Raw genomic sequence first — 20554 nt, forward strand, 5'->3', positions numbered from 1 at the left:
CGGTGCTCGAGCTCCGCCACCAGGATTCGAACCTGGACCGGACAGCTCCAAAGGCTGCCGTGCTGCCGTTACACCATGGCGGACCGCGCTCGCGCGCGCCGTCCATCCTGCCATCTCGCTCGCGCCCGCCGTCGCCGTGGCGCCCCGGCCGGACGGCTCCCGGCGACTCCTGGGGCGCGCACCCGCCACAATGGACGGGTGAGCGCGAATGACGAGGTGGACGGCATCGTCGACGCCTGGGTGCGCGAGCGGCCCGACCTCGACTTCACTCCCCTGCAGGTCTTCTCGCGGATGCGGCGGCTCGCCAAGCAGCTCGAGCGGGCGCGCGGCAGTGCGTTCGGCCGCTCGGAGCTGGAGACCTGGGAGTTCGACGTCCTCTCCGCGCTCCGCCGCGCCGGGACCCCCTACCGGATGAGCCCGAAGCAGCTCCTCCAGGCGACCATGGTCACCAGCGGCACGATGACCAACCGGATCGACCGCCTGGTCGAGCGCGACCTCGTCGAGCGCCTGGACGACCCGAACGACGGCCGCGGCGTGCTGGTGCAGATGACGCCGTCCGGCCTGTCCCGGGTGGACGCGGCGATCACCCGCCTCGTCGATGCCGAGCAGGAGCTGCTCGGAGCCCTCACGCACGCGCAGCAGGAGCGGCTGGCGCAGCTGCTCCGCAAGCTCTCGCTCGACTTCGGCTGACGCCGCTGCACGACATCAGCTGAGACGGGGGTCCCTCGCCCCACAGCGGAGGCACCCCCTTCTCAGCTGATGTTCTGCGCCGCACTCAGCCCTCGAGCAGCTCCGACAGCTCGAGCCAGCGCAGCTCGAGCCCGGTCGCCTCGTCCTGGTGCTCGCGCAGCTTCGCGTTCAGCCCGAGGATGCCGTCGTAGTCGTCCGGGTCGTGGGTCGCCATCTTCTCGTGCACCGCGGCGGAGAGCTGCGTCAGCTTGTGCAGGCGCCGGTCGATCGCCGACACCTCCTTCTCGGCGGTGCGCCGCTCGGCGCCGCCGAGACCGGATGGGGCCGGCACGGACGAGCCCGTCGCACCACCCGCCGGCGCACCCTTCTCCAGCGCGCGGCGCAGGTCGAGGTACTGCTCCACACCACCGGGCAGGTGGCGGAACGCGCCGTCCATCACGGCGTACTGCTGGTCGGTGACCCGCTCGAGCAGGTAGCGGTCGTGCGAGACGACGAGGAGCGTGCCGGGCCAGGAGTCGAGGAGGTCCTCGATCGCGGCGAGCATGTCGGTGTCGAGGTCGTTGGTGGGCTCGTCGAGGATCAGCACGTTCGGCTCGCTGAGCAGGATCAGCAGCAGCTGCAGCCGTCGGCGCTGGCCACCGGAGAGGTCCTTCACCGGCGTCGACAGCTGCGCGCTGGAGAAGCCGAGGCGCTCGAGCAGCTGCCCGGGCGTCATCTCCTTGCCGCCGATCGAGTAGCTGGTGCGCTGCTCGGCGATGATCTCGCGCACCGGCTGGTGCTGCACCTCGGTCAGCTCGCGCAGCTGCTGGTCGAGGATCGCGACGCGGACGGTGGTACCGCGCTTGACCTTGCCGCTGGTCGGCTGCACGCTGCCGGCCACGAGGCCGAGCAGGGTCGACTTGCCGGCGCCGTTCACGCCGAGAACGCCGGTCCGCTCGCCGGGCGCGATCCGCCACTCGATCCGGTTGAGCACGGTCCGCTCGCCGTAGCGGACGGTGACGTCGAGCAGGTCGACGACGTCCTTGCCGAGCCGCGAGACGGCGAGCTGCGACAGCGAGACGGAGTCGCGGACGGGCGGCTCGTTCTCGATCAGCTGGTTCGCCGCGTCGATGCGGAACTTGGGCTTGGCGGTGCGGGCCGGAGCGCCGCGGCGGAGCCAGGCCAGCTCCTTCTTCATCAGGTTCTGCCGCTTCGACTCCATGGTCGACGCCATCCGGTCGCGCTCGACGCGCTGCAGGATGTACGCCGCGTAGCCGCCCTCGAAGGGCTCGACCAGGCGGTCGTGCACCTCCCAGGTGGCGGTGCAGATCTCGTCGAGGAACCACCGGTCGTGGGTGACGACCGCGAGGCCGCCCGAGGTCGCGGCCCAGCGGCGCTTGAGGTGCTCGGCGAGCCAGGCGATGCCCTCGACGTCGAGGTGGTTGGTGGGCTCGTCGAGGAAGACGACGTCCCAGTCGCCGACGAGCAGCTTGGCCAGGGCGACGCGGCGGCGCTGGCCGCCCGAGAGCGAGCCGACGACGCCGTCCCAGGGGACGTCGCGCAGCAGCCCGGCGATGACGTCGCGGGTGCGCGCGTCCCCGGCCCACTCGTGCTCCTCGAGGCCGCCGACGACGGCCTGGGCGACGGTGAGGTCCTCGTCGACGGTGTCGGCCTGGTCGAGCATGCCGAGCGTGACGCCGCGGCGGTGGGTCACCCGGCCGCCGTCGGGCTCGATGCGCTGCGCGAGCAGGCGGAGGAGGGTGGACTTGCCGTCGCCGTTGCGGCCGACGATGCCGATCCGGTCGCCCTCCTCGATGCCGAGGGAGACGTCGTCGAAGATGACCCGCGTGGGGTACTCGAGGCGGAGCGACTCAGCGCCCAGGAGATGTGCCATAGGGGCCCAGTTTACCGGGGGCCGCCTCCGCGGATCCCCACGGGCGGGCGCGGTGCGCTCAGGCGACCGTCACGGTGCGCATGTGCCAGCCGGTCGCGCCGTCGGGGGCGGGCGGCGCCTCGTCCTGCGTCTGCACGAGGCCCTCGGAGTCGGTGGCGCGGACCAGGACGACGTGGTCGCCGCCGATCGCCTCCCACTCGTAGACCCACTGGATCCAGGTGTCCGCGGTGACGGCCTCGGCCAGGCGCGCCTCCTGCCAGGCACCGCCGTCGATCTGCACCTCGACCTTCGAGATGCCGGTGTGCGGCGCCCAGGCGACGCCCGCGACCGCGACCGTGCCGGAGGGGACGGCCTGGCCCTGGCGCGGGACGTCGATGCGCGACTCGACCTTGATCGGGCCGCGCTCGGTCCAGCCGCGGGTCGACCAGTAGGCGGTATCCGCCTCGAACGTGGTGACCTTGAGCTCGGTGACCCACTTGGTCGCCGAGACGTAGCCGTAGAGGCCCGGGACGACCATCCGCACCGGGAAGCCGTGCTCGACCGGGAGGGGCTGCCCGTTCATGCCGACGGCGAGGAGGCTGGCGCGGCCCTCGTCGGTCAGCACCTCGAGCGGGCTGGAGGCGGTGAAGCCGTCGATGCTGCGGGAGAGCACCATGTCGGCGCCGGCGGTCGGGCGGGCGCGGGCGAGCAGCTCGCGGATCGGGTAGCCGAGCCAGAGCGCGGTGCCGATCAGGTCGCCGCCGACCTCGTTCGAGACGCAGGAGAGCGTGACCAGGTGCTCCTCGAGCGGGAGGGCGAGGAGCTCGTCCCAGGTGAGGGTGATCTCCTCCTCGACCATGCCGGTGATCTTCAGCGACCAGTCGGCCGGGTCGACGCTCGGCACGGAGAGCGCGGTGTCGATCCGGTAGAAGTCGTCGTTGGAGGTGACGTAGGAGCTGATGCCCTCGATGTCGTCGAGGACACCGGTCGCGGGGATCGGCGCGGCGGTGGCGGCCGGGGTCGGCAGCACGACGGCCTCGCGGACCGCGGTGACGGCGGAGGCGGCGGCCGTGACGACGCGCGCGCCCACGCCCGCGACGACGGCCGCGGCGCCGGCGATGCCGACCAGGCGGAGGAAGGAGCGGCGGTCGGTCGAGCCCTGGGCGGGCTCCTCGTCCCAGGCGCGCAGGCGGGCGGAGGCGGCGCGCAGCACCATCGCGCCGGCGACCATGCCGACCACGCTCGGCGCGGCGTCGATGCCGGAGGCGCCCTCCCGGCTGACGGCCGCGAGCGCGCCGAGGCCCGCGACGGCGGCGAGGACCAGCACGCCGAGCGGCGTCTTGCGGTACTCCAGCAGCCCGGCGGCGATCGCGAGGAGGGCGACCGCGAATCCGAGCGAGACGAGGAGGACGAGCTTGTCGCCGGTGCCGAACAGGGCGATGACCGTGTCCTTGACGCCCGGCGGGACGATGTCGATCACGAAGCCGCCGACCGCGACGAGCGGACTGCCGCCGGCACCCGTGAAGACGGCGACGAGCTCGGCGGTGGCGAGGGTGACGGCGGCCGAGACGAGCCCGGTGAGGATCGCGAACAGTGCTACTCGTCTGGGGGCCATGAGCGGCACTCTAGGCCACGAGATCGAGCGTTCTCTGCGGACGGCGGTGCAGCCCACTCATGCTGATCGAGCAGCCCTCGCAGAGGGCGTAACGAGATCCAGCGTGTTCAGCAGGGCGGGTCGCGATACGCCGCTGCGCGGCTACTCGACCAGCATGCGGGGGCCGCTGCGCGCGGGCAGGCCGACCGCCCGGCCCATGCTGATCGAGTAGCCCTCGCAGAGGGCGTATCGAGATCCACCGTCTCCAGCAGGGCGGGTCTCGATACGCCGCTGCGCGGCTACTCGACCAGCATGGTCCGCCCGCCACTGCGCGGCTGATGACCGGCAGGGTCAGGTGGAGAGGAGGCGGGCGCCGTGGACCGGGCCGGAGACGCGGACGGCGCGCAGGCGGGCGGCCGACAGCTCGAGCTGCAGGTCGAGCGCGGCGTCGGCGTCGGGGAGGAGGAAGGCGACCGTCGGGCCGGAGCCGGAGACGAGGCCGCCGAGGGCGCCGCTCTCCTCGCCGCGCTCGAGGATGCGGGCGAGGCCGGGCTGCAGGTGCAGGGCGGGCGCCTGCAGGTCGTTGTGCATCGCGTCCGCGAGCATCGCGGCGTCGCCTGCGCGCAGGGCCTGCAGCACGTTCGGCTCGATGCTCGGCGTCGCGGAGATCGGCCGGAAGTCGTGCAGGTGCCGCTCGCGGTGGCGGTCCAGCTCGCGGTAGACCTCGGGGGTCGACAGCCCCTGCTCCGAGAGCACCAGCACCCACTCGAAGCGGCCCTTCGCGAGCGCGGGGCTCAGCTCGTCGCCGCGGCCGACGCCGATCGCGGTGCCGCCGGTGAAGGAGAACGGCACGTCGGCGCCGAGCCCGGCGGCGATCCCGAGCAGCTGCTCGCGGGTGCAGGCGGTGCCCCAGAGCGCGTCGCAGGCCAGCAGGGTCGCGGCGGCATCGGCCGAGCCGCCGCCCATCCCGCCGGCGATCGGCACGTTCTTCTCGATCTCGAGGTGCACGCCGCCGCGGTAGCCGGTCGCCCGGGCGAGGGCTCGCGCCGCCTTGATCGCGAGGTTCGACCCGTCGACGGCGAGGCCTCGGGTGTCGATCGAGCCGGAGAACTCGACCGAGAAGTCGGGGGCGTCGCTCGCGTGGACGTCCTCGTAGAGCGACAGCGACTGGAACGCGGTCGCGAGCTCGTGGTAGCCGTCCTCGCGGACCGCCCCGACCTTCAGGTAGACGTTGATCTTGCCCGGTGCTCGCGCGTGGACCCGGTTCGACGTCGTCGCGCGCTGGGCCATGCATCCACGCTACAGGGTGGTGGAGCCGCGCTCGTCCGCGCTGGAAGCGCTCTCGTCGGCGCCCTCCGCATCGTCGTCGCCGTCGCCGTCCTCGCCCGCCGCGGCCGGAACCGCACCGCCGCGGACCGGCACGCGCGCCGGGTCGAGCGTGCGGCCGAGGGCGGTGAACGCCGCGACGTCGAGCTCCTCGCCGCGGGCCGTCTGCGGCACTCCGGCCGACTCGAGCGCGGCGATGGCGGCGGTGCTGTCGCCGAAGAGCGCGGCGAGCGACTGGCGGAGCATCTTCCGCCGCTGTGCGAAGGCCGCGTCGACCACCGCGAAGACGGCACGGCGCAGGGTCTCGTCGCCCGGCTCCTCGCCGCGCTCGAACGAGACGAGGACGCTGTCGACGTTGGGCACGGGCCAGAAGATCTGCCGCGAGACCGTTCCGCCGGTCGTGAACGAGCCGAACCAGGACGCCTTGACGCTCGGGCCGCCGTAGACCTTGGATCCGGGCCCGGCCGCAAGGCGGAGCCCGACCTCGGACTGCACCATCACGACTCCGGAGCGGATGCTCGGGAAGTGCTCGAGGAAGTGCAGCAGCACCGGCACCGAGATGTTGTACGGGAGATTCGCGACGAGCCGCACGGGCTCACCGGGCAGCTCGAGCACCTTCATCGCGTCGGCGCGGATCACGGTGAGCTCGGCGGCGGGCGCCATCAGCTGGACGGTGCGGGGCAGCTGCTCCGCGAGCCGGCCGTCGATCTCGACGGCGACGACCCCGGCGCCGGCCTCGAGCAGGCCGAGCGTGAGCGAGCCGAGGCCCGGGCCGATCTCGACGACGCTCTCGCCCCGCTCCACGCGGGCGAGCTTGACGATGCGCCGGACGGTGTTGGCGTCGTGCACGAAGTTCTGGCCGAGCTTCTTCGTCGGAGTGACATCGAGCAGCTGGGCGAGATCGCGGATCTCGGCGGGACCGAGCAGCTTCGGGACGGCGACCTCGTCGGGCGCCGTCTCCGCCGCGTGCCGGCCGGTCATGCCAGCTGCCCGACCGGCTCCGACGGCTCCGAGCCGACCTCGCCGCCCCACTCGCCGTAGACCTGCTCGGTGTTGGAGGTGATCGTGGCGGCGAGGTGGCCGACGTCGGTCTCGAGGGTCGCGGCCATCGAGCGCAGGGTGTGCGGGATGAGGTACGGCGCGTTCGGGCGGCCGCGGAACGGCTCCGGAGTGAGGTAGGGCGCATCGGTCTCGACGAGGATCAGGTGGCGCGGGGTGGCGATCAGCGCCTCGCGCAGCGACTCGGCGTTCTTGAACGAGACGGTGCCGGCGAAGGAGAGGTACCAGCCCTCGTCCGCGCACATCCGTGCCATCTCGGCGTCGCCGGAGAAGCAGTGGAAGACGGTGCGCTCGGGGGCCCCGACCCGGCGGAGGGTCTCCATGACCTCGCGGTGCGCGTCGCGGTCGTGGATCTGCAGCGCGGTGCCGGTCTCCTTCGCGATGCGGATGTGCTCCTCGAACGAGCGGAACTGGGCGGCGCGGCCGCTCTCGCCGGTGCGGTAGAAGTCGAGACCGGTCTCGCCGACGGCGCGCACGCGCGGCTGAGTCGCCAGCTCGGCGATCACGGCGAGGGCGTCGTCGAGCTCGCCCCGCTCCTCGAGGGCGGGCGCCTCGTTGGGGTGGATCGCGACGGCGGCGAGCATGCGCGGCTCGGAGGCGGCGCGCTCGGCCGACCAGCGGCTGGTCTCGACGTCGGTGCCGACCTGCACGACGCCGCGGACGCCGACCGTGGAGGCGCGGTCGAGCTGCTCGCGGTAGTCGAGCGGCTCGAGGCCGTCGGAGATCTCGAGGTGCGTGTGATTGTCGTAGACGGGGACGACGAGCGCCTCGGGCAGCGGCGGGTACGTCAGGTCGCGGCCGGACGTGTTCTCGCGGGCGCGGACGTGCTGGCTGTCGGTCATGGCTCCAGGCTACCGGGGCGGGGCGGCGGGGCCTCGGAGGGGGGATCCGGAGAGTCCGCGCTTGCGGAGGGTGGATCTCGATACGCCCGCAAGCGGGCTACTCGATCAGCATGAGGGGGGCGACGCAACCGCAGGTGACGGCGGCCGCAGCAGCAGCATGCTGGTCGAGTAGCCGCCGCAGGCGGCGTATCGAGACCCCGCGCCTGCAGACGGTGGATCTCGATACACCCGCGCAGCGGGCTACTCGATCAACAGAGGGGCGCCCGCGAAGCGGGCTCCTCGTGCATGCCGACGCCCGCGGAGCGGGCTCCTCGATCAGCAGGGAGGACGCGTCAGGACTCCGGGACCTCGATGCGGGGGAAGAGCGGGGCGAGGGTGCCGACGGTGGTGCCGACGGGCAGCTGTCCCCACTCCCCCGCCGCGCGGAGCGGCTGGGCCGGGAGGGCGCCGAGCGCGTCCTGGACGCCGAGCGCCTCCCAGAGCGCGGTGGTCGCGCGGGGCACGACCGGCGAGAGCAGGACGGCCAGGGCGCGCAGCCCCTCCGACGCCGTGTAGAGCACGGTGCCGAGGCGCTCGCGCTCGTCCTTCTTGGCCAGGGCCCACGGCTCCTGCTCGGTGATGTAGCCGTTGAGCTCGTCGACGATCGTCCAGACGGCGGTGATGGCGTCGTGGATCGCGAGGGTCTCGATCGAGCGGTCGGCCGCGGACGCCGCCTCCGCGACCGTCGCCTGCACGCGCTCCTCCGCCTCGGTCGCCGCCGAGGGCTCGGGCACGACGCCGTCGTAGTAGCGGTGCAGCATGGCGATGACCCGCGAGGCGAGGTTGCCGAAGCCGTTCGCGAGCTCGGCCTGGTACCGCGCCGCGAGGTCCTCCCAGGAGAACGAGCCGTCCTGCCCGAAGGTGATGGCGCGCATGAAGTAGTAGCGGAACGCGTCCGAGCCGAAGGTGTCGGTGATCTGCTCCGGCGCGATGCCGGTGAGCTTCGACTTCGACATCTTCTCGCCGCCGACGAGCAGCCAGCCGTGGCCGAAGACCTGCTTCGGCACGTCGAGCCCGGCGGCCATCAGCATCGCGGGCCAGATCACCGCGTGGAAGCGGAGGATGTCCTTGCCGACGATGTGGGTCGCCGGCCAGCGGCGCTCGAACTCCGCCTCGTCCTGGCCGTAGCCGACGGCGGTGATGTAGTTGAGCAGCGCGTCGAACCAGACGTAGACGACGTGCGAGTCGTCCCACGGCACCTTCACGCCCCAGTCGAAGCTCGAGCGCGAGATCGAGAGGTCGGCGAGGCCCTGGCGCACGAAGCTGACGACCTCGTTGCGCGCCGACTCGGGCTGCACGAAGTCGGGGCGCTCCTCGTAGAGCGCGAGCAGTCGCTCGGTGTACTCGCTCATCTTGAAGAAGTAGTTCTTCTCCTTGAGCAGCTCGACCGGCTTGGAGTGGATCTTGCAGACGTACTGGCCCTCGTACTCGCCGGTTCCCTCGTCGAGGTCGGAGAGCTGCTTGTACTCCTCGCAGCCCACGCAGTAGTAGCCCTCGTACTCGCCGGTGTAGATCGCGCCCTGGTCGTAGAGCTTCTGCAGGAACTTCTGCACGTTGACCTCGTGGCGCTGCTCCGTGGTCCGGATGAAGTCGTCGTTCGCGATGTCGATCGTCGACAGCAGCGGCTTCCAGGCGTTCTGCACCAGGCGGTCGGCCCACTCCTGCGGGGTCGTGCCGTTCGCGGTGGCGGTGCGGAGGATCTTCTGGCCGTGCTCGTCGGTGCCGGTCAGCAGCCAGGTGTCGTCGCCCGCCTGGCGGTGCCAGCGGGTGAGGACGTCCGCGGCGACCTCGGTGTACGCGTGCCCGATGTGGGGGACGTCGTTCACGTAGAAGATCGGGGTCGTGAGATAGAAGGAGGCGCCGTCGGACATGGCGACCATCCTATGGTTCGGCGCCCGAGCCTCCCGCTGTGTGACGGAGCGGTCCCGGACGCGACCCCGGGCCCGGCTCAGCCGCGACGGGAGGCGAGGGCCGCCTCGTACAGCGCGCGCTTGGAGAGGCCGGTCATCTCCGCGACCTCGGCCGAGGCCTCCTTCAGCCGCGCGCCGGCCGCGACCCGCTCGAGCACGTCCGCGAGCCCGTCCTCGAGGGAGGCCTCGCGCTCGGGGGCGCCCTCAACCACCAGGCAGATCTCGCCGCGGAGGCCGTCGGCCGCCCACTCGGCGAGCTCGGCGGCGGTGCCGCGGCGCACCTCCTCGAACATCTTGGTCAGCTCGCGGCAGACGACCACCCGGCGCTCGGGCCCCATCGCCTCGACCAGATCGGCGAGGGAGTCGCCGATGCGGTGCGGCGACTCGAAGAAGACCATCGTGCGGCGCTCGTCGACGAGCGAGCGGAACAGCGTGACCCGCTCGCCGTGCTTGCGCGGCAGGAAGCCCTCGAAGCTGAAGCGGTCGGTGGGCAGGCCGGAGACGGCGAGCGCCATCAGCACGGCGGACGGGCCGGGCAGGGCGGTCACCCGGACGCCGGCGGCGACGGCGGTCTCGACGAGGTGGTAGCCCGGGTCGGAGACGGTGGGCATGCCGGCGTCGCTCAGGACCAGGAGGTCCTCCTCGCGGGCGAGCTCGACCAGCTCGGCGGAGCGCTCGCGCTCGTTGTGGTCGTGCAGGGCGTAGAGCTGCGGGCGGTTCTCGATCCCGAGGGCGCGGAGCAGCTGGATGGTGACGCGGGTGTCCTCCGCGGCGATGTGCCGGGTGCTCTCGAGCGCCTCGACGAGCCTCCGCGTCGCGTCGCCGAGATTGCCGATGGGCGTGCCGGCCAGGATGATCATCCGTCCATCCTCCCAGTCGCCGCGCGACGGCGCCCGACCGCGGCCGGGCGGCGGAACCGCGCGCCGTTAGCATGGCCGGGTGACGGACCGACCGCAGCGAGACTTCGACGACCTGCTCCTGGACTCCGCGGGGGCCTCGCGCGCCGTGCCGGTCGGGCCCGCGGACGGGAGCGCGGGCACCAGTACCGCCGAGAGCGGGGCCGACACCGGCACCGCGAGCACCGCCGCCGCGCGCGTCCGCGAGAGCGCCCCCGACCTGCCCCGCGGCTCCTGGTTCGACGACGTGCACGACCGTCTCGTCGCGACCACCGCGCGCCGCCGGCTCTGGGAGCTCGGGCTCCCGATCCTGGTCGTCGTGGTCGCCGCCGTGCTCCGCCTCTGGAACCTCGGCCACCCGCGCTCGCTGGTCTTCGACGAGACCTTCTACGTCAAGGACGCCTGGACCCTCTGGAACCTCGGCTTCGAGGGCGCCTGGCCCGAGAACCCCGACCCGGGCTTCGCCACCGGCGCGGTCGACGTCTTCACCGGCGCCCCCTCCTTCGTGGTGCACCCGCCGCTGGGCAAGTGGATCATCGGGCTCGGGATGGGCCTGCTCGGCGCGGACGACAGCGTCGGCTGGCGCCTCACCACCGCGATCGTCGGGATCCTCGCGGTCGCCCTCGTGATCGTGATCGGGAAGCTGCTCTTCCGCTCCACCTTCCTCGCCTCGCTGGCCGGCCTGCTGCTCGCCATCGACGGGCACGCGATCGTGATGTCGCGGGTCTCGCTGCTCGACGGCATCCTGATGTTCGTCGCGCTCTGCGGGGTCGCCGCGATCCTGCTGGACCGGCGCTGGGCCGAGGAGCGGATGGCCGCGAAGGTCGCTGCGGGCGATCTGCCGAGCTGGGGACCTGTGCTCTGGTGGCGGCCCTGGCTGCTGACCGCCGGTCTGCTCTTCGGCCTCGCGGCGGGGGTGAAGTGGACGGGGATCTACTTCCTCGCCGCATACGGCGTCTACGCGGTGGTCGTCGACGCACTGCTGCGGCGGCGCGCGGGCGTGCCGTTCTGGGTCAGCGGCGCGATCCTCAAGCAGGGTCCCGTCACCTTCCTCCTGGTCGTGCCGATCGCGCTGATCGCCTACCTCGGCACCTGGCTGGGCTGGCTGCGCACCTCGGGCGGCTGGGCGCGGCAGTGGGCGACGGAGGCACCGGGCAACGCCTGGACCGGCGCGCTCGCCTGGGTGCCGGACTGGGCGCAGAGCCTCTGGCACTACCACGTGCAGATGTACGACTACTCGATCAATCTGCGCGCCACGCACCCCTACGAGGCCAACCCTCTGACCTGGCTGCTGATGCTGCGGCCGACGAGCATGTACTTCGTCGACCAGGCGACCGGGGTCGACGGCTGCGCGGCGGTGCGCTGCGACGAGGCGATCACCTCGGTCGCGAATCCGCTGATCTGGTACGCCGGCGTGCTGGCGCTGGTCTACCTGCTCTACCGGCTCGCCCGCTACCGCGAGTGGCGCGCCGGCTTCGTGCTGATGGGCATCGTCGCCGGCTACCTGCCCTGGATGCTCTACCTCGACCGCACCGTCTTCCAGTTCTACTGCGTGGTCTTCGAGCCGTACATGATGCTGGCGCTCGCGCTGACGGCGGGGGTGGTGATCGGCAAGCGGGGTGACGAGCGCGGCAGGCGGACCCGCGGCATCGTGATCGTGCTGATCTTCGTGGTGCTCGCGGCGGCCCTCACGGCCTACTTCTACCCGCTCTGGACCGGGCAGCAGACGTCCTTCTCGTTCTGGCAGGCGCACATGTGGCTGCCCTCGTGGGTCTGATCACCCGGATCGGACCCGGCCTCGCGGTCTGCGCGGCAGCGGCGGTGCTCGCGTTCGCGGTGCACCTGGCCGTGCCCGCGGTGCCGATGCTGACGGCCGCGGTGGCGCTCGGGATCCTGGTCGCGCAGCTGCCCGCGGCCCGTCCGCTGCTGAGCGGCCGGCTGGCACCGGGGCTGAAGTTCTCCTCGCGCACGCTGATGCGCACCGGCATCGTCCTGCTGGGGCTGAAGCTCTCGCTCGTCGACATCGCCGCGCTCGGCTGGGGCGCGATCCTGATCGTCGTCGCGATCGTGCTCGCGACCTTCGGACTGACCTACGGGCTCGGGCGGGCGCTGCGGCTGCCCGGCCGCGAGCCGCTGCTGCTGGCCGCCGGCTTCTCGATCTGCGGGGCCTCGGCGATCGGCGCGATGGCCGGGGCGACCCGGGCGAAGGAGGAGGAGCAGGCGGTGCCGGTCGCGCTGGTCACCCTCTGCGGCACCCTCGCGATCGCGGTGCTGCCGGCGCTGCGGTATCCGCTCGGCCTCTCGGACGTCGAGTTCGGGCACTGGGTGGGCGCGTCGGTGCACGACGTCGGCCAGGTGGTGGCGACGGCGCAGGTCGCGGGGGCGTCGGCGCTCGCGATCGCGGTGGTGGTGAAGCTGACCCGCGTGGTGATGCTCGCGCCGATGGTGGCCGTGGCCGCCGCGGTGACCCGGCGCGCCGGTGCCGAGGGCGGGCCGCGACCCGCGATCGTGCCGCTGTTCGTGGTCGGCTTCCTCGCGGCGGTGCTGGTGCGGACGCTCCTGCCACTGCCGGAGGGTGTGCTGGTCGCGGCGGACACGACGCAGACCTGGCTGCTGGCGGCGGCGCTCTTCGCGCTCGGGAGCGGGGTACGGCTGCGGGCGCTGCTCACGACGGGCTGGCGGGCGCTGGTCGTCGCGCTCGCCTCCTGGTTCGCGATCGCGGCGATGGCGCTGGCGGCGGTGCACGCGACGCTCTGACAGTGCGTCGCTGCCTGGGACTGTTACGGGATGCGACGGCTTCGCGCGGCGGTGTCGGCGGCGCCCGCTAGCGTCGATCGCATGGCAGATCGCGAGTACGGCTTCAAGACGCGGGCAATCCACGCCGGCAACATCCCCGACCCGGTGACGGGAGCGCGAGCGCTGCCGATCTATCAGACGAGCGCCTTCGTCTTCGACGACACCTCCGACGCGGCGGCGCGGTTCGCGCTGCAGAAGTACGGGAACATCTACTCCCGGCTCTCCAACCCCACCGTCGCCTCGTTCGAGGAGCGGGTCGCGAGCCTCGAGGGCGGCCTCGGCGCGGTGGCCACCGCCTCCGGCCTGTCGGCGCAGTTCATCACCTTCGCGGCGCTGGTCGGCGCGGGCGACCACGTCGTCTCCTCCGCCAACCTCTACGGCGGCTCGATCACCCAGCTCGACGTGACGCTGCGCCGCTTCGGCGTCGAGACCACCTTCGTCCAGTCGAGCGACCCGGCCGACTACGCCGCCGCGATCACCGACAAGACCAAGGTGCTCTACGCCGAGACGATCGCGAACCCCTCCGGCGAGATCGCCGACATCGAGGGCCTGGCCGCCGTCGCGCACGCCGCCGGCATCCCGCTGATCATCGACTCGACCGTCGCGACGCCGTACCTGGTCCGCCCGATCGAGTGGGGCGCCGACATCGTCATCCACTCGGCCACCAAGTTCCTCGGCGGGCACGGCACCACCCTCGGCGGCGTCGTCGTCGAGTCGGGCCGCTTCCACTACTCGCACGAGAAGTTCCCGCTCCTGCACGACGCGGTCGCCTCCTACGGCGGTCTCTCCTGGGACGGCAACTTCGGCGAGTACGGCTTCCTCACGCGCCTCCGCGCCGAGCAGCTGCGCGACATCGGCCCGGTCCTCGCCCCGCACTCGGCCTTCCTGCTCGCGCAGGGCGTGGAGACCCTGCCGTACCGGATCCAGGCGCACGTCGACAACGCCCGCCGCGTCGCGGAGTGGCTCGACGCCGACCCGCGCATCGAGGAGGTCTACTGGGCCGGCCTTCCCGCGCACCCGCACCACGAGCGCGCGCAGAAGTACCTGCCCAAGGGCCCCGGCTCGGTCTTCAGCTTCGTGGTCAAGGGCGGCCGCGCCGTCGGCCAGACCTTCATCGAGTCGGTCGACCTCGCCAGCCACCTCGCCAACATCGGCGACGCGAAGACGCTGGTGATCCACCCCGCCTCGACGACGCACGCGCAGCTCACTGAGCAGCAGCTGCTGCACGCCGGCGTGCTGCCCGGTCTCGTCCGGCTCTCGGTCGGCATCGAGGACGCGGACGACATCATCTACGACCTCGACCAGGCGCTCACCCGCGCGGTCGAGGCGCACGGAACGCCGGACGCACCGACCGAGCTGCCCGACGACGTCTCGGTGACCATCGACTCCCCGACCGTGGAGGTCTGACCATGAGCGACACCGCCACCGCGCCCGCGACCACCGCGACGACGGAGGCCGACGACACCGTCGTCGCGCACCTGTCCAACGGGCTCAGCTGCTCCGTGCCGACGAACTCGCCCCTGGCGAAGCTGCTGAAGTCGCAGCGCACCTGGGTCGGGCCGGACGCGAAGAAGCGGCTCGAGATCCTCCGCCGCGCGAAGACCGTCGCGATCGTCGGCGCCTCGCCGAACCCGGCGCGCTCCTCCTACTTCGTCTCGACCTACCTCCAGCAGTCGAGCGACTACGAGCTGTACTTCGTGAACCCGAACGCGAAGGAGATCCTGGGGCAGCCGGTCTACAAGAGCCTCGCCGACCTCCCCGTCGTGCCCGACATCGTCGACGTCTTCCGCAAGGCGAGCGACATCCCCTCGGTCATCGACGACGTCGTCGCCATCGGCGCGCCGACGGTCTGGGTGCAGCTCGGCATCTGGAATCAGGAGGCCGCCGAGTACGGCGAGTCGAAGGGCCTCACCGTGGTGATGGACCGCTGCCTCAAGGTCGAGCACGCCCGCTTCCACGGCGGCCTGCACCTCCTCGGCTTCGACACCGGCCAGATCACCTCCCGCAAGACCCTGCGCTGACGCCGCCCCTCCTCCCCCGCGAGATGCCACTTGTGCACGCTTTTCACGGCGTGTCGCGTGCACAAGTGGCATCTCGCTGAGAGGGTCAGTCGCCCTTCACGTTGACGAGCTGGCGGAGGGTGTGCCGGATCTCGACGAGGTCGGCCGCGTCGGCCATCACCCGGTCGATCGGCTTGTAGGCCGCCGGGATCTCGTCGATGAAGGCGTCGGTGTCGCGGTACTCGATGCCGGCCATCGCCTCGCGCAGCTGCTCGTGGCTGAAGGTCTTCCGCGCCGCCGAGCGCGAGTACTCGCGACCGGCGCCGTGCGGCGACGAGTTCAGCGACATCGCGTCGCCGCGCCCGACCACCACGTAGGACGCGGTCCCCATCGAGCCGGGGATGAGCCCCGGCCGTCCGGCGTCGGCCTGGATCGCGCCCTTCCGGCTGACCCAGACGTCCCGGCCCCAGTGCCGCTCCTTCTCGGTGAAGTTGTGGTGGCAGTTGATCCGCTCCCGCTCCTGGACCGCGACGCCGCTCCACTCCGCGAGCTGGCGGACGACCCGGTCCATCATCTCCTCGCGGTTGAGCAGCGCGAACCGCTGCGCCCAGCGCAGCTCGGCGACGTAGCGGTCGAACTGCTCCGTTCCCTCGACCAGGTAGGCGAGGTCGGGGTCCGGCAGCGCGATCCAGTGCCGCTCGCAGTACTCGCGGGCGATCCGTATGTGCTCGGTCGCGATCCGGTTGCCCACGCCCCGGGAGCCGGAGTGCAGGAACAGCCAGACCGCGTCGGTCTCGTCGACGCTCACCTCGATGAAGTGGTTGCCGCTGCCGAGCGAGCCGATCTGCAGCCGCCAGTGCTTCGCGGACCGCGCCGGGTCGAAGCCCGCCTCGACGGCGAGCGCCTCCAGCTCGGCCACCCGAGGCTCGGCGGTCGCGACGACCTTGCGGTTCGCCGCCCCCGCTGACAGCGGGACCGCGCGCTCGATCTGCCGCCGCAGCTCGCCCAGGTCGCGGCCGGCGAGGTCGCTCCGGGAGAACTGCGTGCGCACGGCGATCATGCCGCAGCCGATGTCGACGCCCACGGCCGCCGGGATGAGCGCGCCGAGGGTCGGGATGACCGAGCCGACCGTCGCGCCGAGTCCGAGGTGGGCGTCGGGCATCAGCGCCAGGTGGGGGTGGATGAACGGCATCTCCGAGGCGGTGAGCGCCTGCTGCCGCGCGTTGTCGTCCAGGATGCTCGCCCAGGAGACGAGCCGCTCCGTGATTCTCTGCATGGTCCTTCCTCTCGTGAAGGCCCGGCGGTCGCCGGGATCGGGGTGGGACGCGCTCGGGGCGGCGGGCTGCCGCGAGCCGACCGCGAGGCCCCTCCCCTGCAGAGGAGCGCCGACGCACGAGGGCCCCGAGACGGTGTCGTCCGGGAGCCCGCGGCGGATGCCTAGGGGTGCCGGACGACGCCGGGCTGGAGGTTCGCGGGACCGCGCTTCGAGCGTTCGAGCTCGACCGCGCCGACGAGGGCGCGGGGGCGGTCGGCGACGAGCAGCTCGACGCGGGTCGATCGATTCGCGGTCACGGGCTGCTCCTTCCGGGCGTCGGGGGTGCGCACTCCGGTGGCGCGCCCGCCGAAGGTAGCAGCGCCCGGCGCGGCCGTGCAACCCGGGCGTGTCGCGCGGCACGGCCCGTCGCGACGTCCAGGCGCAGGATCCTCCTGGCCCCTCCCGGAGCGCCTCCCCCTCGAGTCGGAGTCTCCTCCGCATCGCGTGGGCGCTCTCTGGGCGACCCCTCCGTGTCCCCGGAATCGTGACAGCGACAGGAGTAGGCAGGACGGGCAAGGGAGAACGAACTCCGCCGATCGTGACAACGAATCAGGCCGCCCGGCGGCCACGAAGAGGTGTACGAAACGATGAGAACCACCCGTCCCACTCCATTCGCCCAGCGCCCCCGGCGCCTCCTGATCGCAGGGGTCGCCTGCGGCGCCCTCGCCTTCGGGTCGGTCGCCACGGCACCCGCGGTCTTCGCCGCCGAGGCACCGGTCAGCGCCGCTGCCGCCTCGGCCGCCGCCTGGCCCGTCGTCGCCGAGGGCGAGAACAGCGCCAACGCCCGCACGGTGCAGCACCTGCTGAACGCGGCCGGAGCCTCGCTCGACGCCGACGGCGTCTTCGGCTCCGCCACCGCCGCCGCGGTGACCTCCTTCCAGAGCGCGCGCGGCCTCTCCGCCGACGGCATCGTCGGCGCGCAGACCTGGGCGGCCCTGATCACGACGGTGTCCTCCGGGGACTCCGGCGAGGCGGTCAGCGCGCTCCAGGTCCAGCTGAACAAGGTCGGCGCGAGTCTCACGGTCGACGGCGCGTTCGGTGCCGCGACCCTCGCGGCGGTGAAGAGGGTCCAGTCTGCGGCCGGGCTGACCGTCGACGGCGTCGTCGGACCGCAGACCTGGCAGTCGCTGGTCGGCGCCGGCTCGGGCACCACCCCCGAGCCCGGGCAGCCGGGCGAGACCTTCGCGACCCTCAGTGAGGAGCAGCTCGCCAACGTCCGCACGATCATCGCGGAGGGCAAGACCGCCGGTGTGCCCGAGTACGGCTGGGTCGTCGCCATCGCCACGGCGATGCAGGAGTCGCGACTGCGGAACCTCTCCGGCGGCGACCGCGACTCGGTCGGCCTCTTCCAGCAGCGCCCGTCCGCGGGCTGGGGCGACGCGGCCGACCTCGTCGACCCGGTCTACGCCTCGAGGGCGTTCTACGGGGCGGCGAACAGCCCCACCACGAACACCGGACTGACGGACATCGCCGGCTGGGAGTCGATGTCGGTGACCGAGGCGGCCCAGGCCGTCCAGGTCTCCGCCTACCCGGACGCCTACGCGCAGTGGGAGACCCTGGCGCGCGAGGCCGTCGAGAGCGAGGGATGAGGATCATGAGCACCACGGAGATCAGCACGACAGAGACCGGCACGACCGGCACCACCACCACGACGGCCCCCGAGACCCGGCGCCCGCGGAGCCTCGGCACCCGTGCCCTCGCGATCGTCACCGCCCTGCTGCTCGCCCTCGGCGTCAGCGTCGGCACGGCGACCAGCGCCCAGGCGGCCGACTGGCCCGTCCTCTCCTCCGGCTCGACCGGCGAGGACGTGACCACTGCGCAGTACCTGCTGCGCTCCTCCGGTCAGTCGCTCGCCGTCGACGGCGCGTTCGGCGCCGGCACGCAGTCGGCGGTCACCTCCTTCCAGTCCGGCGCGGGCCTCGCGGCCGACGGCGTGATCGGCGCGGCCACCTGGAGTGCGCTGACGGTGACCGAGCAGAGCGGCGCCTCCGGAGACGCGGTCAGCGCGGTGCAGACGCAGCTGAACGCGAACGGCGCGTCCGTCGCCGTCGACGGCGCGTTCGGCGCGGCGACGACCGCCGCGGTGCAGAGCTTCCAGGGCAGTGCGGGACTGACCGCGGACGGCATCGTCGGGCCGGCCACCTGGAAGGCGCTCGTCGCCGGGACCGGCGGCGGCACCACGCCTCCGCCGTCGGGTGACGCCGCTGCGACCGCGCAGGCGATCCTCGACAACCCGGGGATCGAGCTCTACGAGCTGGGCTCGGACGCCGCCTCCACCTCGCTCGCGAACATCCGCGACACGGCCGCCGGCCAGCCCGCGAAGACGAGCCCCGAGGGCGACGCCGGGGTGACCTCGGTCGCGCTGAACCCGGCCATGCTCGACGCGCTGCTGAAGCTGAACACGCAGTACGGCCACACGCTGCGGGTCACCTCGATCGCTGGTGAGGACCACTCCACCGGCTCCGGCCACTACACCGGCGACGCGCTCGACATCGACCTGATCGACGGCGTCCGGGTCTTCGAGGGCGCCGACCACCAGGCGATCCAGAACGCCTGCGCCGAGATGGGCGCGACGCTCACGCTCGGCCCCGGCGACGCGGGCCACTCGGACCACGTGCACTGCGAGTTCTGACACGCGGGACCTCGATCCCGGTACTCGGAATCAGGGGGGGGCGGGCGCTCGATCGGGCGCCCGCCCCCTTCCGTGCGCGAGGCGTAGTCTCGGGAGATGAGTGCATACGTCTCCGCCTTCGACCTGTTCAGCGTGGGGATCGGCCCCTCCAGCTCGCACACGGTCGGCCCGATGCGGGCGGCCCTCGCGCTCGCCGAGCGACTGCGCGACGCGGGGCTGCTCGACCGGGTGAGCCGCGTGGTCTGCACGCTCTACGGCTCGCTCGGCTCGACAGGCATCGGCCACGGGACGCCGGACGCGATCGTCGCCGGGCTGTCCGGGCTGCACCCGGAGACCTGCGATCCGGCGGAGGTCCGCGGCGCGTGGGCTCGGCTCGACGAGGACGGAGCGATCGCGCTCGCGGGCGAGGCGCGCCTCCCGATGACCCGCGACGACATCGCCTTCGAGCCGCGCACCCGGCTCCCCGAGCACCCCAACGCCCTGACGTTCAGCGTCTGGCTCGGCGACGCGGCGCTGCCCGAGTGGGAGGAGACCTACTACTCGATCGGCGGCGGCTTCATCCGGCGGGCCGGTGAGCGCGCCGAGCTGGCCTCGCTCGCTCCGCACCCCTACCCCTTCGTCTCCGCGCTCGACCTGCTCGCGACCTGCGACCGGACCCGCTCGAGCATCGACGAGATCGCCGCCGCGAACGAGCGGGCGCTGCACCCCGGTCTCGACGTCGACGCCCGGCTCGACGCGATCTGGGACGCGATGGCCGCCTGCGTCGAGCACGGCCTGGCGACCGAGGGCGTCCTGCCCGGCGGGCTGGGCGTGCAGCGCCGCGCCTCCGTCCTGCGCGGCCGGCTCGAGGCGTTCGAGGACGACCCGCTGGACCGTGCGCGGGCGACCTCGGTGGAGTGGCTGCACGCGTTCGCGCTCGCGGTGAACGAGGAGAACGCGGCCGGCGGTCGCGTCGTCACCGCGCCGACGAACGGGGCGGCGGGCATCATCCCGGCCGTCGCGCACCACTACCTCCGCTTCGTGCCCGGGGCGGACCGTGCGGGCATCCGGCGGTTCCTGCTCACCGCGACGGCGATCGGCTCGCTCTGCAAGACCAACGCCTCGATCTCGGGCGCGGAGGCCGGCTGTCAGGGCGAGGTCGGCTCGGCGTGCGCGATGGCGGCGGGTGCGCTCTGCGCGGTGCTCGGCGGGACCCCGCGCCAGGTGGAGAACGCGGCGGAGATCGCGATGGAGCACCACCTCGGGCTGACCTGCGACCCGGTCGGCGGACTGGTGCAGATCCCGTGCATCGAGCGCAACGCGATCGCCGCCTCGACCGCGGTCAGCGCGGCGCGGCTGGCGCTGCACGGCGACGGCACGCACCGGGTCTCGCTCGACACGGTGATCGAGACGATGCGGCAGACCGGCATCGACATGTCCTCGAAGTACAAGGAGACCAGCGAGGGCGGGCTCGCGGTCAACGTCATCGAGTGCTGAGGCGCCGGCGCTGCGTCGTCGAGCGCTGACGCGCCGGTGCTGCGTCGTCGAGTGCCGACACCGCGGCGGGGACGGCGGATGACCGGGCGTTACGCGCCCGGGTGCGCAGCGTCGGTGGTGGGACCTA

General features: G+C 72.7%; 17 protein-coding genes and 1 tRNA gene. 8 read left to right on the forward strand and 10 right to left on the reverse strand.

All coding sequences use genetic code 11. The features are described 5' to 3' along the window. Nucleotides 1-11: 11 nt before the first annotated feature. Nucleotides 12-83: transfer RNA gene (locus HQQ86_RS08925), tRNA-Gln, on the reverse strand. 115 nt (nucleotides 84-198) lie between these two features. Here HQQ86_RS08925 and HQQ86_RS08930 point away from each other — a divergent pair. Continuing rightward, entirely contained in the window at nucleotides 199-690 is a 492-nt protein-coding gene (locus HQQ86_RS08930; RefSeq protein WP_320528122.1) for a MarR family transcriptional regulator, read from the forward strand. Between the two features lie 85 nt (nucleotides 691-775). On the opposite strand, the gene HQQ86_RS08935 is transcribed toward HQQ86_RS08930, so the two are convergent. The 7 genes from HQQ86_RS08935 to rsmI form a co-directional block, all read right to left on the reverse strand. Then, nucleotides 776-2563, reverse strand: coding sequence for an ABC-F family ATP-binding cassette domain-containing protein (locus HQQ86_RS08935; protein ID WP_173287784.1), 1788 nt, complete (start codon nucleotides 2561-2563; stop codon nucleotides 776-778). 58 nt (nucleotides 2564-2621) lie between these two features. Next, on the reverse strand, nucleotides 2622-4157 hold the full coding sequence (locus HQQ86_RS08940) for a molybdopterin-dependent oxidoreductase (protein WP_173287785.1): 1536 nt from the start codon (nucleotides 4155-4157) through the stop codon (nucleotides 2622-2624). 330 nt (nucleotides 4158-4487) lie between these two features. After that, entirely contained in the window at nucleotides 4488-5426 is a 939-nt protein-coding gene (locus HQQ86_RS08945; protein WP_173287786.1) for a 4-(cytidine 5'-diphospho)-2-C-methyl-D-erythritol kinase, read from the reverse strand. Nucleotides 5427-5435: 9 nt separating this feature from the next. Continuing rightward, nucleotides 5436-6443 (reverse strand): 16S rRNA (adenine(1518)-N(6)/adenine(1519)-N(6))-dimethyltransferase RsmA, encoded by a 1008-nt coding sequence (gene rsmA / locus HQQ86_RS08950; RefSeq protein WP_173287787.1) that lies wholly within the window; start codon nucleotides 6441-6443, stop codon nucleotides 5436-5438. Beyond that, on the reverse strand, nucleotides 6440-7363 hold the full coding sequence (locus tag HQQ86_RS08955) for a TatD family hydrolase (protein WP_173287788.1): 924 nt from the start codon (nucleotides 7361-7363) through the stop codon (nucleotides 6440-6442). The genes rsmA and HQQ86_RS08955 overlap by 4 nt, the downstream gene beginning before the upstream one ends. Before the next feature lie 332 nt (nucleotides 7364-7695). Next, a complete protein-coding gene (gene metG / locus HQQ86_RS08960; RefSeq protein ID WP_173287789.1) occupies nucleotides 7696-9273 on the reverse strand; it encodes a methionine--tRNA ligase in 1578 nt (525 codons plus the stop codon). A 77-nt stretch (nucleotides 9274-9350) separates the two neighbouring features. Next, complete coding sequence (rsmI, locus tag HQQ86_RS08965; RefSeq protein ID WP_173287790.1) at nucleotides 9351-10172, reverse strand: 16S rRNA (cytidine(1402)-2'-O)-methyltransferase; 822 nt, start codon at nucleotides 10170-10172, stop codon at nucleotides 9351-9353. Between the two features lie 79 nt (nucleotides 10173-10251). On the opposite strand from rsmI, the gene HQQ86_RS08970 reads away from it, so the two are divergent. The 4 genes from HQQ86_RS08970 to HQQ86_RS08985 all read left to right on the forward strand — a co-directional run bounded on the left by HQQ86_RS08970 (nucleotide 10252) and on the right by HQQ86_RS08985 (nucleotide 15025). Further along, on the forward strand, nucleotides 10252-11985 hold the full coding sequence (locus HQQ86_RS08970; protein ID WP_367948602.1) for a dolichyl-phosphate-mannose--protein mannosyltransferase: 1734 nt from the start codon (nucleotides 10252-10254) through the stop codon (nucleotides 11983-11985). Next, a complete protein-coding gene (locus tag HQQ86_RS08975; protein ID WP_173287791.1) occupies nucleotides 11964-12965 on the forward strand; it encodes a putative sulfate exporter family transporter in 1002 nt (333 codons plus the stop codon). The genes HQQ86_RS08970 and HQQ86_RS08975 overlap by 22 nt, the downstream gene beginning before the upstream one ends. An 81-nt stretch (nucleotides 12966-13046) precedes the next feature. Beyond that, nucleotides 13047-14411 carry an O-acetylhomoserine aminocarboxypropyltransferase/cysteine synthase family protein gene (locus HQQ86_RS08980; protein ID WP_173287792.1) on the forward strand — a complete coding sequence of 455 codons (1365 nt, stop codon included), beginning with the start codon at nucleotides 13047-13049 and terminating at the stop codon, nucleotides 14409-14411. Between the two features lie 2 nt (nucleotides 14412-14413). Beyond that, nucleotides 14414-15025, forward strand: coding sequence for a CoA-binding protein (locus HQQ86_RS08985; protein ID WP_173287793.1), 612 nt, complete (start codon nucleotides 14414-14416; stop codon nucleotides 15023-15025). 85 nt (nucleotides 15026-15110) lie between these two features. Here HQQ86_RS08985 and HQQ86_RS08990 read toward each other — a convergent pair whose 3' ends face one another. Together HQQ86_RS08990 and HQQ86_RS21720 are read right to left on the reverse strand one after the other, a co-directional pair. Continuing rightward, on the reverse strand, nucleotides 15111-16280 hold the full coding sequence (locus tag HQQ86_RS08990) for an RtcB family protein (RefSeq protein WP_173287794.1): 1170 nt from the start codon (nucleotides 16278-16280) through the stop codon (nucleotides 15111-15113). Between the two features lie 161 nt (nucleotides 16281-16441). Further along, nucleotides 16442-16576 carry a hypothetical protein gene (locus tag HQQ86_RS21720; RefSeq protein WP_301952290.1) on the reverse strand — a complete coding sequence of 45 codons (135 nt, stop codon included), beginning with the start codon at nucleotides 16574-16576 and terminating at the stop codon, nucleotides 16442-16444. Between the two features lie 330 nt (nucleotides 16577-16906). On the opposite strand from HQQ86_RS21720, the gene HQQ86_RS08995 reads away from it, so the two are divergent. The 3 genes from HQQ86_RS08995 (at nucleotide 16907) to HQQ86_RS09005 (ending at nucleotide 20427) form a co-directional block, all read left to right on the forward strand. Next, nucleotides 16907-17908, forward strand: a complete 1002-nt coding sequence (locus tag HQQ86_RS08995) for a peptidoglycan-binding protein (protein ID WP_173287795.1) — start codon at nucleotides 16907-16909, stop codon at nucleotides 17906-17908. 5 nt (nucleotides 17909-17913) lie between these two features. Then, on the forward strand, nucleotides 17914-18951 hold the full coding sequence (locus HQQ86_RS09000; RefSeq protein WP_173287796.1) for a peptidoglycan-binding protein: 1038 nt from the start codon (nucleotides 17914-17916) through the stop codon (nucleotides 18949-18951). A 96-nt stretch (nucleotides 18952-19047) separates the two neighbouring features. After that, complete coding sequence (locus HQQ86_RS09005) at nucleotides 19048-20427, forward strand: L-serine ammonia-lyase (protein WP_173287797.1); 1380 nt, start codon at nucleotides 19048-19050, stop codon at nucleotides 20425-20427. Nucleotides 20428-20554: the final 127 nt, after the last annotated feature.

Source organism: Rathayibacter sp. VKM Ac-2857 (assembly GCF_013205025.1).
Taxonomy (GTDB): Bacteria; Actinomycetota; Actinomycetes; order Actinomycetales; family Microbacteriaceae; genus Rathayibacter.